Here is a 13,633-nt window from a genome sequence, read left to right as displayed (position 1 = left end):
TCTTTCTTAATTTGGGTCTTCTATTAATGTACCAATATTGGCGGACAACTCCTTGTCATGGAATGTATGTTCGGTCCTATAATATCGACAAAAAAAGAGCCAACCTACCCCAAAAGGTGATTGCCTCTTTATGAAAGTCTATTCTTTTGTCAAAATATGACGAACAAAGTTTTACGCATTACATCAATCGGACCCGTCTGCCCGCCTTCTCATGCCGGAAGAACAGCCCAAGGGCCCAGGTTGCACACAGCAATGCGAAGAGGAAGAACAGGAGTGACCACACAGGGGCCGGTAAAATGGTCAATCTGGCCAGATTCGCTGCATCCCCTGCCCGGGAAGGTGTCACGACGGAAGCATAGACCAGGAATAAGGTCCCCATCACGGACTCCTCTAGGGTCAGGAACGCAAGAAACAGATAGTACACCTTGCTGACCTTCGGCCAGAGGAACAGCATCGCAGCATTCAGCAGAATGAAGCCGCTTAGCCAGATCATCCCGAAGCCGCCCCGTACATACAGCACAAGCATAATCAGTGCGACCAGGCTGGTCAGAACAAGCCCCCATTCCCGCTTATCTCTACTATAGAAATAGAAGAGCAGCAACGCGAACAGTGAAGCCAGAGGATAACCCGCCAGCGACACCAGGATCGCCTTGCCTCCGGCAGCAATCGCCGAATAGGTCACACCGCTGTGATCAGAATACAGCTCAATGCGCAGCACATTGCCGGAGAGCAGCAGAGTCATCAGCGCGTGGCCGAATTCATGGAACATGGTATCCAGATTACGGAATAAGGAGGAGAACGGAATAAACCGGGTCAACAGAGCGGAGCCCGCCAGGAACAACAGTGTTTTGAGCCATCTATTCATTGAATACAGCCCCTTTCCGTTCACAGTATACGTTAATTTGCAGCGACACTCAATATTATGGAAACCATCCCTGCCTTAACACTGTATTACCTCTTGGTTCTCTCCTTAGATACAAAGGGTAATTATGCCTACAGCCGCCCGGGTTGTTCAAACAGCAAGCAGCTATGATAAAATAGGAAGACAATTAGCTCTAACAGGTGGTGATCAATTGATGAAAAAACGGGTAACAGGAGTGATGCTGAGGCTGCTGGGTTCTTCCCTGCTTATGCTTGGCCTTACTCTCACTTGGCCTGCCCCCGAGGCCAAGGCCAATTATCTGAATGATATATATAATGGAATCCAGAGCTTCTCGGAGCTGCCCGGCGAAGTCAGCAAGCTGCAGGAGAGCTACCGGAAGACTGCCGAGGAGCTCCAGCAGACGAAGGAAGATCTCGGAGAAGCAGTGGACGAGCTGGGGCAGACCAAGGAGCAGCTGACGGACAGCCTGCAGCAAATGCAGACGTATCAGTCCCAGAATGCTGCCCTGCAGGAGCAGAACCGCCAGCTCAGCCAGGTCGTGGACGAACTGAAGAATGACCGCACGGCGAGAGAGAACTACTTCAACCGGATCAAGGTGACGGTCATCTCCGGGATTGCTCTTCTGCTGGGCTACTTCCTGCTGATCCGGGTGCTGCGCTTCACGATGCGGTACCGCTCCAGAAGAAGCGACCGGCTGCGTTAAGGAGGATGAAGAATGAACATTGACATTCAGGATGAAGGCGACAGCGGCAGCGGACAGGCGGTTGCTTTTACCGTTCAGGAGAACGAGGAGGTCCATGTGCTGCATCCGCAGCAGATTATTGCTTACCAGGGCCCTTCGGCGGGACGGGCCGACCGGTTCATGGATGTGAAGGGCATGTACCGCAAGCGCAAGCTGATCCGGGCGGATCTGACCGGCCCTTGCCGGTTCACAGCCGCGCTGCCGCCCGGCTACCGGGTCAAGACCATCCAGCTCGACAGCAAAAGCGATCTGCTCTACGACTTCAGGCACCTCTTCTTCTACAGCAAGGGCGTCACGATGCAGACGAGAGTGCTGAGCATGAAGAATATGCTGATTACCCGGGATATCGTCAAGGTCAAATTCTCCGGCCGCGGCAGCATCGGCATTCTGACGGAGGGCACGGTCTGCGAAGCCGAGCTGCATCCCTTCGATCCGCTCTATGTCGATGCCGGCAGTATTATCGCTTATCCCGAGAATGCCAAGCTTGAGCTGACGGTGTACGGCAACCATCTCGCCAGCCAGCATATGAGCTATCACTGGAAGATGACCGGCCACGGGCCTGTGCTGTTCCAGGCCGGACGCCAGAGCAGACGCTTCGAGCGCGACAATAATGAAGACGGTATTATCAAACGCTTCCTGCGGGAAGCCCTGCCCTTCGGCGGTGTATTTATTAAGTAAGTAAAGAGCGCCCGCATGTATAACGCGGGCGCTCTTCTATATGTCCTATGCCGGAGTTACGCCAGATAAGCGTTCAGCATCCAGGCTGTCTTCTCTACACTTGTCCGGATTCCGATCAGCAGATCGGCGGTAGGCTGGTCGCTGGCCTCCTCTGCGCTAGTAATGCCCTGCTTCAGCTCTTCAGCTACGGCAGCGAAGTCTTGAACCAGCTGTGCCACCATTTCCTTGGCGCTCTCACCGCCGGCAGCTTCCTTCAGGCTGGAGAGCTTCAGGTACTCTGCCATCGTAGAAGCAGGACGTCCGCCGATGGCGAGCAGCCGCTCAGCCAGCTCATCCACATAACCCGCAGCTTCATTGTACAGCTCTTCGAATTTCTCATGCAGGGTGAAGAATTGGGTTCCGCTGACATACCAGTGGTAGTGATGCAGCTTCACTCCCAGCAACGTCCAGTTCGCGGTCTGACGGTTCAGAACAGCATGCAGTGCAGTGTGGCTGTTAACTTGTGTACTCATTTAAATAACCTCCCGGAATGTGGATTCTACAATACGTTGTATTTAGACTCGTTCTAAATCTATATACAATTTAACACACTTTTTACTGTATTGCAATCTAATGTCCCGCATCCTTGATGTACTGCACATTCTAGCACTCCTCCGGGAGCTATCCTATAATTTGAATCACAATTCTGCAAAAGCACATCGATTGACATAAATCACCCGAACCGGAAGAGAAGCTCACATCCTCCCGTAGGATGTCCCTTATACCGTGGGGATATCCGTCTCTGCCGCCCGTCCCAGTCCGCTGCGGAAGATGGCACGCATCTCCTCCCGCTTGCTCTTGGGGCTAAGCACATATACCGTATCTCCGGGCTCAATCACCGTGCTGCCATGCGGCGTCACGATGGTCTTGTTCCGTATAATTGCCGTGAACAGAATATCGTCCGGCAGGCCGATCTCTGCAATCTGCATGCCGGATATCGCCATCTGCCGGTCGATTCCGATATGATTGAATTCGGAATCAGTCTTCCCTAGCGCGACAAGCTCCATCAAGGATGGCTGGGACGCATGCTCCCGGCCCACCAGCCTCAGCCGCGAGGCCAGGGGTGAAATGGTTGTTCCCTGAATCACTGCCGAGGTCAGAACAACGAAGAATACGACATTGAAGAACAGCCTGCCATGCGGCAGCCCCGCGAGCAGCGGGTAGGTCGCCAGGACAATCGGGACGGCTCCCCGGAGCCCGGCCCAGGAGATCAGTGTCTTTTCACGGAAGGAGAACCGGGACAATAGCAGGCTGAGGAATACGCCGAGCGGCCTTGCCAGGGCCATCAGTATCACGGACAGCAGCAGCCCCTGCCAGGCCACAGCCGCCAGCTCCTGCGGGAAGACCAGCATCCCGAGCAGAATGAACATGGCAATCTGCATCATCCAGGCAAAGCCATGACTGAAATTCATAATGGTGCGGTGGTACATCAGCTCGGAATTCCCCAGCACCAGCCCCATGACATAGACAGCTAGCAATCCGCTGCTGTGTACCATAGCCGAAACCCCGTAAGTCAGAACTGCGAAGCCGACCGCCATGACTGGATACAGCCCGGTGGAGTCCAGATTGATCCGGTTAATCAGATACACTGCCAGCTTGCCGATGATGATCCCGACCAGCAGCCCTACCCCCATCTCCCAGAAGAACGACAGCACCAGGCGCAAGACTGCGGTATCCGGGTGCTGCACCCATTCAATCAGCGACACGGTAAGGAATACAGCCATCGGATCATTGCTGCCGGATTCGGCTTCAAGCGTCGAGGTCAGCCGTTTGTCGATATTTTTGCCGCCCAGCACGGAGAATACAGCCGCCGCATCTGTCGAACCGACAATGGCCCCGAACAGGAAGCTCTCCGCCCAGGGCACCCCGAGTATAAATTTGGCAAAAACACCGACGATCACCGCAGTCAGCAGCACTCCGAGTGTAGCCAGCGACAACGCCGGCTTCAGAATCGGGCGAATATCCTTCATGCTCGTCTGCATCCCGCCCTCAAACAGAATGACCACCAGGGCAAAAATGCCGGCAATCTGCGTGAGCGAAGCATTGTTGAAATAAATAAAATGGCTGAGTACCATGCCGGCTGCAATAAACAGGACCAGGGCAGGCATGCCAAAACGGGTGGAGAATTTGGTGGAGAGCACGGCGATCAGCAGCAAAGCCGCCAGCAGCAGGATGATTTGATCTGCAAGATGAGTCATGAACCGTTTCACACCTTTCCCGGGAGCGGGTATTCGCCTTAGCCCCATGTATTTTATAGTATGTGTATGATTCGTTAGATAGAAAAAAACCCCGGTGGGCTGAATTCCACGGAGGTTATTATGCCGTCCTTCATTCTCTTGAATACACCTGCAGCTCCTGAATGGACCAGTAGTTGCCGCCGGAGCCTGTCTGGGTAATCTTGATATGCCGGGTCTTGACCGGAGCAAACGTAATCTTGGTCTTCTCCAGCTGGCCTTTGCCCGCTGCGACCTGTCTCCAGCTCTTGGCATCCTCCGATACATGGACAGTGTAGCCGCGCGGATAGTCATATGGCGATAAAGGGTAATCCATATCTATAGCTTCTACCGTATGTTCTGCGCCCAGATCAATCTGGAAGTACTCCCCCGAAGCCTGATGCTTGACCGTATCCCAGCGGGTCCGCCGGTCTCCGTCAATGGCACCTGCCGGATTGGAAGCCTCCTTACTCACACTGGACGTCACCTTCCAGCCTGCCCGGTCCAGCGGGACAAGTCCGGTTGCTGTAATCTGTGTCTTCTCTGACATCACACCAGAGCCGGACACTCTTACAGCATAAGTATAAAGTGTGCCTTCCTTCAGCTTGCTGTCGTTGTACTCCGTTCCCTTCACTGCTGTAGCGATGACCTTCAGCTTCTCGTCCGGGCCGTCCGCCCGGAGCACTTCATAGCTTGCTCCGGGGGCTTCCAGCCAGTTCAGATGCATCGATAATCCCTTGACAGCAGTCGCCTTCAGGCCCTGAGGCGCCGTATCCGCCACCTCGGAGGAAGGCTCCAGAATGTACTGCACGCCTTCTCCCGGAGCCAGCGTCTCCGTGAATTCCAGCTCCGGCGAAGCGGCTCTGCCGGTTACATAACTGCGGGCCTCCTCATAAGTATCGCCCTTGCCGAACCGTTCTCCTTCGTATACCGTCTTCTTGGGCATCGTGACCTTGACCTTAACGGTCTGTTCGGTCTGCTCGAAATTGACGAAGTTCACCAGCACCTTGTTGGATGTCGCCTTGCTGCCCGCCAGCGGCTCAAGCGTGGAGGTGTCCACTGCTCTTACGTAGACCAGCTTATCCTTCAGCTCCTCCTTATTGCTGATCTGGTAGGTCAGCGGAGCGCCGTGTGTAGCATAAGCCAGATCCAGCCTGCGCATGATACTGACGCGGGATTCTTCGCCTTCCTTGGTGTAGTAGATCTCTGTAGCCGCCGGATCATGGTCCTCCAGATTGAAGCCGTATTTGAACAGGCTGAAATTCTTGAAGAAGGCGGCATGCTGCACGAACATATCGGCATAGCCGAGATGCGCCCGCATAATCCGGTCGAACACCGCCGAGGTCCGCTCCTTGGCCCCATATTGATAGGCGTCCACATGGGAGTCTGAGGTGCCGAACTCGGTGGCGAGCATTTTTTTGCTAAGGCCGTCTACCGAGCCCCCGAAGGTCTTCAGGTTCTCCGTGAAGCTCCCGCCCTGTCCGAAAATATAGGAATCCCCATAAGAATGGCCATTCGTCAGATCCGTTACCGCTTCAAGCTCATCGCGCTGCTTCGGATCGCGTTCCCAGCCGTCCGGGTCTCCGCACTGCTTCACCGGACCCTTCTGATTGCCGCACGAGTCTTCGCTGTAGCCCGGCCAGTAGGCCCATCCAGGTGCAACCGTCTGCAGATGCGGTGCGATCGTCTTCCCCTTGCTGTTCAGCCACTCGGCTATGGCCAGATTGACCGCTTTGGAACGGTTGAACAGGCCCGGTTCGTTATCCACCTCGTAATACTGGAAGTACGGGCTGTACTTCTGGAAATAATCCGTCAGCTTCTTCTCCGCATCCTCTGGCAGCGTTCCGTCCGCCTTCAGCTTGATATCGCCTGTGTACAGATAGAGCGCTACGGCCTGCATATTGTAATCCTTCAGGACCTTGTAGTACTCCTCCATATTCTCACACGAGCGGCCTACATCGCTGGCACAGCTGGTCCGCATGATATTGCCGCTATAGGCTACACCCAGCCACTTCATAATATAGGGCAGATGCGTAACCGCCCCCTCGTCAAAATAAAACTGCTTGTTATTCACCACCGTCCCCGTCAGCGTATAGCTGCCGTGAATCGGCTCCTTAATCGGAGACTTCAGCGCCTCCAGACTGAGATTATCCCATGTCCACCAGTTGTACTTATCCTCAGCCTCTGAGGAATAGATTCCTCTGGCCGTCCGCAGCGTCAGCTCGTTGGTGCCGCTGATGAGCTGCTCTTTGGGAATGTACAGCTCATAGGTTTTGCGGAAGTCGTATTTGCTGCCTGTTCCGGCAATCCCGGCGATCTGAATGATGCCTGAGAGCTGACGGTTGGAGAACACGCTCATCTGGGGAACGGATTTGTAAGCATCGATAATGCTCACGCGAAATAAGACCCCGTGCTCCGGGATCTTATCCAGCTCATACTGAATCCGCAGCTCCGGGTTGGTCTCCCCGTGCAGGCCGGAGGGCAGTGACTTCAGCTCTGCCGACTTAGCAGTAGTTGAAGCTATGCTGAGCGTCTTCTTCACCCCGTTTGAACCTGCCGCCTTGAACTCACCGGCAGAGCCGTCATGCTTGCCAAGCTTCCATAGAACAGTTCCTTCCGGCATCTCAGGACCGGCATCCTTGGCCGCCGACAATGAAGACAGATCCACATCATCTTCACCGTCCTTCGTCCCGTAATCTCCGAAGACAGAGACGGACAACAGAATCAAGATGATCAATGCTGCAAATTTTAGTAGCCTGTGGAGATATTTACTGGGTTTCTTTTGAACTCTAGTCCTCATTCCCTTGTCCTCGCTTTCTTCCGGAATTCTATGCTGTACCGGTTACGTCACACTTCTTCTGCGGGGGCTTCCTTAAGGAAGCGTCAGCGCACTCTGGGGAATAATCATCTGCTTCTGGCTCTGGCTCCTCCACATCAGACTGACGCTGGCATCCCCGCGGTTCTCGTAATACTCCACCTTGATGGCGTAGGGGGTACCCGCAGAGAGCGTGATGCTGCCCTCCTTGCTCGCACTGCTCTGGTTCTTCCAGCTGTCGATCAGGAGCTTGCCGCCGATCCATACGCGGATGCCGTCATCCGAAGAAGCGGTGAACGTATACTTTTCACTGTAGAGAGGCTTAAGGGTCCCGGTCCAGCGTACCGAGAATGCATCCTTGGGAAGGCCGGGAGCCGGTGAATTGCCATGCCAGTTGAATTGAAGGGTGCTGTCGTTACGGGTAAGCAGCGGTGTGCCGGACAGGTCCATATTGCCATAATACTGGCCTCTCAGGCCGTTCCTTGAGCTTACAGCCGCCGCATGCGTTTTGGCACCCCCCGCGAGCTTGTAATCCTCCCGCGATACCGTGTATTTATGGTTCATGAAGCTTTGAATTTTCACGGTCGGGTTATTCTCAACCAGCATCTTGCCCCATGTCATCGTATATACCCATTTGCTTTGTTTTTGAGACATGATGACAGGGTCTGGAAGCTCTCCGCTCTCCCCGATTCCGATCGGTTTGCCGCCCGCCAGCTTCAGGAGGCTGTCATAATAAGACTGCTTGAAATCATTGTCATAAATGTCGGCGGCCAGAATATCCACCTTAGCGATGCCGGGAAAATAGGCGGCATACGGCTCAGACGACTTGTTGGGAGCATTCGGATTCCATACCCACAGCAGATTATTCAGCTTATGCGTATTCACCATGCGGTCATAGACCAGGTCCCAGAGCTTCGCGAAGTCATCCTTCTGCCCCCACCAGAACCAGCCGCCGTTCATCTCATGATAGGGCCGCCATAACACCGGAACTCCGGCATCGCGCAGCTCGCCCAGATACTTGGCCACTTCATCCAGCTCGGCGACCAGGGCCTTGTACTGCGGCGTTCCTGGAGTGACATACAGCTTGAATTGACTCTGGCTCAGCGGCTTCTGCACATTGGTCCATACCGGCGCGGTTCCCGGCAGATTCTGATGGAAGGTCATGGCGACAATACCGCCGCCCTCATGCCAACGGATGGCGCTGTCCACGACAGCCTGACGCTGCTTGGCAATGGTCTCCTTGGACTGGTTGCCTATGGCTCCCAGCTCATAGCCATGCAGAACGGCATAGCGGCCGGTTGTGGTGCGGAGCTTATTATTAAATTCATCGGGGCTCTCCAGGTAATCATGCTGGCCGGATATCATCCCCTTGCCGCTGAGATTACTGAGATAGCTTAACAGTGCGGAAGCCTCCTTGGAGGCCGAAGGATTAATGGGCTGTATGGGAGCGGGGGCGGCAGGTGCTGTAACCTTGGCGGCTGCGGGCAGACTGCGCCCTTCCCCCCATGGAAGCAATGAAAGGATAAGGATTAGAGGAAAAATAGTTGTATATAGCCTGTACTTACGGTAAGTGTTCAATGTAATCTCCTTTCTCCAGCCACACTCTCCGGCAGGGCCCCGGAGGTTACGCCTGCCGGATTGTCTGCCTTTCTATAGCTTAGTAGCCCTGCTGGTAAGCAGGGCCATTAAGAGTGGCTTACAGGATTTATAATTGTAACGTCTTAACCAGTAACAGCGCCAATGTTGAACACAGCTGCGGACCTTATGAGCTTACGAAGCGGACGGGAGGAACAACGCGCTTGCCGGAATGGTTCCTTTGGCTTGGCTTGGACTCTGCCACATTAGCCGCGCTTTTGCATCCCCTTGATTCTCATAATATTCTACCTGAATATCATACAGCTCGCCTGCGGTCAGGCTGATGCTGCCCATGCGTTCGGTGCCGCTCTGCTTCACCCAGCTGTCAATCACAAGCTCACCGTTCACCCGTACGCGGATACCGTCATCGGAAGTGGTATAAATCTGATAAATCTCCGTGTAGAGCGGCTTCATCTTCCCGCTCCAGCGGACAGAGAAGAAGTCTATGCCGATAGCGGCATCCGGCGTGCCTTGGCGCCAGTTGAAATCAAGCACAGCATCGGTACGCACTACAGCGGGTTCGCCCGATAGAGTCATATTATTGAAGTATTCCGCGTACAGTCCATTGGCAGCAGGAACTTCTACCGGCAGATCCGCCGGTGTTGCTGTAGGAGAAGGAACGGGAACGGGAGCCGCTGTCGGCGTAGGCACCGGTGTTGGCGTTGGTGTCGGTGCTGGCGTTGGTGTTGGTGCTGGCATTGGTGTCGTTACTGGTGCCGGCGTTGCTGTCGGAACTGGCGCTACTGTCGCTGCTGGTACCGTGGTCGGTACTGCTGTTGCAGCTGGAACAGGTATGGATGTGTTGCCTGCTCTGGAGAAAAGCGCACTTGCAGGTACGGTTCCCTTCACCTGGCTGGGGCTCTGCCACATCAGATGGACATTCGCATCGCCTGCATTCTCGTAATACTCAACCTTGATATCGTACAGTTGCCCGGCAGTCAAGGCAATGCTTCCTGTGCGGGCAGTTCCGCTCTGCTTGACCCAGCTGTCGATGACTGCTGTGCCGTTCACCCACAAGCGGATACCGTCATCCGATGTAGTATAGAACTGATAGGTCTCACTGTAAGCCGGCTTAATCTGGCCGGTCCAGCGAATCGAGAAGTAGTCTACACCGAGTGCAGCATTAGGAGTACCCTGGCGCCAATTGAAGCTGATGACATCATCGTTACGCACCATAACCGGTGTCCCCGAGAGCGTCATGTTCTTGAAGTATTCTCCAAGCAAGCCATTCTGGGCAGGCTTACTGTCCGTATCACCGGAGGTTGGGACCGGCTTCGGAATCGGCGCAACGGTTGGTGTTGCAGTCGGCGTTGGTGTTACAGTCGGCGTTGGTGTTGCAGTCGGCGTTGGTGTTGGTGTTGCAGTCGGCGTTGGTGTTGGTGTTGGTGTTGCAGTCGGCGTTGCCGTTGGCTTAGGAGCCGCCGCCGGAGCAGACCAGGCCTTATATTGGTCACGGGTCAGTGTGTAGCTGTCATTCATGAAATTCTTGATTGTCGCCGTGCTGTTATTCTCATAGAGCATCTTGCCCCAGTTCATCATGAACACGTAATTCTGCTGAGTTAGCTTCAGCTTCGAGATGTTCGGCATTTCGCCGTTCTCGCCGATGCCGATCGGTTTGCCGCCAGCCAGGCTGGTCAGATCATCATGATATTTATTCGAGTAGTCGTTATTATATATATCTGCTGCCAGCACATCCACTCTGTCCGCGCCCGGATAGGTCCGTGCATAGGGATCAGAGTTGGCATTCGGCGCATTCGGGTTCCATACCCAAATCAGATTATTTAACTGATGAACATTCACGAACCGGTCATACATAATATTCCATAGTGCAGTGAAGTTGTCTTTCTTGCCCCACCAGAACCAGCCGCCGTTCATTTCATGGTACGGTCTCCAGAGGATCGGAACCTTAGCATCCCGCAGACTTTTCAGAGAGACAGCTACTTTATCCAGATCAGTGATCAGCGCATTATACTCTGGTGTCCCTGGAGTTACGTATTTGTTGAATTGTGCCTGAGTGATTGGCTTCTGCACATTGGACCATTCGTACTTGGTGCCCGGCAGATTCTGGTGGAAGGTCATGGCGACAATGCCGCCCGCTCTGGACCAGTTCGTTGCACTCCAGACGATATTTTTGCGTTGTGCTGCTACTCCGCTCTCGCTCTGTCCACCGATTGCTCCAAGCTCATAACCATGCAGTGCGGCGTATTGTCCGCTTGTTCCCTTCAGCTTGTTGCTCAGCTCATCCGGACTTTCGAAATAGTCATGCTGCCCTGTAATGATTCCGTTCCCGGAGATCTCATAGAGACTGTTCAGCAGCTTGACCGCCTCGGCTGAAGCATTAGGATTCACTGGTGCTCCTGTAGAGGAAGCAGCCTTGACAGTGGACGGGGCGATTCCCAGTCCCACGGGTACAGCAGACAATACCACGGCCAGCGACAGCACAGCGCAGAGCAAACGAGACTTACGGTAAGTTTTCACAATATTCTCTTCCTTTCGGTAGCCAGGCTGCCACTCTTGCGAAGGCCCTATAGCTTTGCGTCCCTATCTTTCGATTAGGTTTGCCATTGTCGTTTTGGAAGGATCAATCCCTCTTACCGTAAGTATCGTCGATATGCAAATTTAATGTAGAGTAAAAACAAATTTTGTCTAAAAAATAGTTCTAAATGCCTGATTTAAAATTGTAACAATTGGTTAAATAGATAAGTTAGACCTACGAAATGAACTGATGTAGAGCGATATCCTCCCAGTCCAGAGTAATACGGATATTGTCCTCCTCTACCAGCTCAGACCCTGTCTGCACCTCAATGAATTCCACATCGGTAAGAGCAAGAATGGCATGCTTGGTCCCTTCCGGTATCCGCACCACATCTCCCGCCTTCACCTTATGCATCTTCTCATTGATGACAATGCTGGCTTCCCCGCTGACGAAGGTCCAGATTTCACTGCGTTTGTGATGCAGCTGGTAGCTGATATTTTTGCCCTCATTGATGAAAATCCGCTTGGTCAGCACCTCGTTGCCCTCATCATATTTCACATAATCGATCACCTTGTAGTGGCCCCAGCGGCGCTCTTCGTACATCGGTCTTTGTTCAAAAGTCTTCAGCACTTCCTTGATCCGCGGACTCTCGGCCTTGTGCGTCACCAGAATGCCGTCCGGGCTGGCGGCGATAATCAGATCCTTCGCCCCGATTACCGTGATTGGAATATCCAGCTCGTTAATGAGGCAGGTGCCTTCGGAGTCAGCGGTGATGAAGCCTTTGCCGACATGGTTACTGGTCATTTCCTCGGTCAGCGTATTCCAGGTGCCCAGGTCTTTCCAGAATCCGGCGTAAGGCTGCACGACGATGTTCTCTTCTTTCTCCACCACTTCGTAATCGAAGCTAATCGAGGACAGCAGCTTATACTGCTTCTGCAGCTCCTCGTAATTGAGCGGCAGCCCTTTGCGCTGCAGGATATCCAGCAGGTAACCCAGACGGAAGGCGAACACTCCGCAGTTCCAGAGCGCTCCCCGCCTGATTAGCTCCTCAGCTTGGATGCGGTCCGGCTTCTCCTGGAAGTGGCTCACTTGCAGGTAACCATTCGCTCCCGCATCTGCGCCCGTTGGAATAATGTAGCCGTATTTCTCCGAAGCATGCTCGGGAACTACGCCCATCAGCGCCAGGTTCGCCCCGCTCACCAGCATGGTGTTCTCCAGCTGCAGCACCGTTTCGAAAAAGGAGGATTCCACGTATGGGTCCACCGGCAGAATCGCCACGGTCTCGCTTGGGGACACCCCCGCGATGGAATACAGGTAGGCCGCCGTCAGCGCAATAGCCGGGAAGGTATCCCGCCGCTCCGGCTCTACAATGATCGGCACCTCGCTGCCGAGCTGGCTCTGGATCATCTCCACCTGGCTGCGCCCGGTCGCCAGATACGAGGACCCGGCCATGCCGTTCTCCTCCAGCTGTCTCCATACCCGTTGTACCATTGATTCCGGTTCACCTGCCGGGCTTGCCAGTACCTTCAGAAATTGCTTGGAGCGTGAATCATTGGACAACGGCCAGAGCCGCTTGCCGGAGCCGCCTGATAGAAGTACTAGTTTCATAGTGAACCCTCCATATCGTATTGTTATTGGGTATTCTTATTGCGGGGAACTCTGAGTTAAAATCCCGCCTGTTATGAGGGTCGCTGCAAGGAATTTTGGGCTTACGGCCGCTGTTGTCTCCAGATGTTGTTGATTATATTGCTTGCAGCAGATAACATCCGGAGACAAAGGCGGACGCTAACGCTCCTACAGCTCCAAAATTCCTCTCCGCTCCATTTCATAACAGGCTTGTGATTTTATATCCGCTTCGCCCGCTGGCGAAGCTCCCTGCTAAAGATCCGATATTGCCGCTTGTGGTAGCGGCAAGGGGAGCCGGGCCGCCGCTATGCTTGCGCGGCAGCAGTTGAATCCTGGTTGCCGGCAGCCTGCCTTCACGACAATTGAATCCCTGGTTGCCGCCTACTGTTGCGGCGGAGAAAAATTCAAAGGCTCAAAGACTCTTAAGTGCCGCTTGTTCCAAGGCGTCGCCGCTGACCTAGCGGCTGGAGAGAACAAGAGTTCCAAGACAATGGAATTCAAGACCGGAATTCAAGACCTGGATTCA

General features: G+C 54.0%; 9 protein-coding genes and 1 riboswitch. Of the genes, 2 read left to right on the top strand and 7 right to left on the bottom strand.

Translation table 11 applies throughout. The features are described from left to right. Positions 1-178: 178 nt before the first annotated feature. Entirely contained in the window at positions 179-865 is a 687-nt protein-coding gene (locus MKY12_RS03435) for a M50 family metallopeptidase (protein WP_209879442.1), read from the bottom strand. 211 nt (positions 866-1,076) lie between these two features. Here MKY12_RS03435 and MKY12_RS03430 point away from each other — a divergent pair, with 211 nt between their 5' ends. Together MKY12_RS03430 and MKY12_RS03425 are read left to right on the top strand one after the other, a co-directional pair. Continuing rightward, positions 1,077-1,586, top strand: coding sequence for a hypothetical protein (locus MKY12_RS03430; protein WP_339312942.1), 510 nt, complete (start codon positions 1,077-1,079; stop codon positions 1,584-1,586). Positions 1,587-1,598: 12 nt separating this feature from the next. After that, positions 1,599-2,303 carry an AIM24 family protein gene (locus tag MKY12_RS03425; RefSeq protein WP_036723116.1) on the top strand — a complete coding sequence of 235 codons (705 nt, stop codon included), beginning with the start codon at positions 1,599-1,601 and terminating at the stop codon, positions 2,301-2,303. 56 nt (positions 2,304-2,359) lie between these two features. Here the strand turns inward: MKY12_RS03425 and MKY12_RS03420 are convergent, their stop codons facing one another. The 6 genes from MKY12_RS03420 to MKY12_RS03395 form a co-directional block, all read right to left on the bottom strand. Beyond that, positions 2,360-2,815 carry a Dps family protein gene (locus MKY12_RS03420; RefSeq protein WP_209879437.1) on the bottom strand — a complete coding sequence of 152 codons (456 nt, stop codon included), beginning with the start codon at positions 2,813-2,815 and terminating at the stop codon, positions 2,360-2,362. Positions 2,816-3,061: 246 nt separating this feature from the next. Beyond that, positions 3,062-4,540: a potassium/proton antiporter gene (locus tag MKY12_RS03415; RefSeq protein ID WP_339312941.1), complete on the bottom strand. Its 1,479-nt coding sequence runs from the start codon at positions 4,538-4,540 to the stop codon at positions 3,062-3,064. Between the two features lie 130 nt (positions 4,541-4,670). Continuing rightward, positions 4,671-7,223 (bottom strand): discoidin domain-containing protein, encoded by a 2,553-nt coding sequence (locus MKY12_RS03410; RefSeq protein ID WP_339314760.1) that lies wholly within the window; start codon positions 7,221-7,223, stop codon positions 4,671-4,673. Positions 7,224-7,427: 204 nt separating this feature from the next. Beyond that, entirely contained in the window at positions 7,428-8,948 is a 1,521-nt protein-coding gene (locus tag MKY12_RS03405; RefSeq protein ID WP_339312940.1) for a glycosyl hydrolase, read from the bottom strand. Between the two features lie 192 nt (positions 8,949-9,140). Continuing rightward, positions 9,141-11,483 (bottom strand): PA14 domain-containing protein, encoded by a 2,343-nt coding sequence (locus MKY12_RS03400; RefSeq protein WP_339312939.1) that lies wholly within the window; start codon positions 11,481-11,483, stop codon positions 9,141-9,143. A gap of 14 nt (positions 11,484-11,497) precedes the next feature. Beyond that, a riboswitch (cyclic di-GMP riboswitch) is annotated at positions 11,498-11,578 on the bottom strand. A 137-nt stretch (positions 11,579-11,715) separates the two neighbouring features. Then, positions 11,716-13,089 carry a sugar phosphate nucleotidyltransferase gene (locus MKY12_RS03395; protein WP_339253882.1) on the bottom strand — a complete coding sequence of 458 codons (1,374 nt, stop codon included), beginning with the start codon at positions 13,087-13,089 and terminating at the stop codon, positions 11,716-11,718. Positions 13,090-13,633 lie beyond the last annotated feature (544 nt).

The organism is Paenibacillus sp. FSL M7-0896, assembly GCF_037975415.1.
Classification (GTDB): Bacteria; Bacillota; Bacilli; order Paenibacillales; family Paenibacillaceae; genus Paenibacillus_AQ; species Paenibacillus_AQ silagei.
The sequence above is the reverse complement of the archived record's forward strand: the minus strand, read 5'-3'. Positions and strand labels throughout refer to the sequence as shown.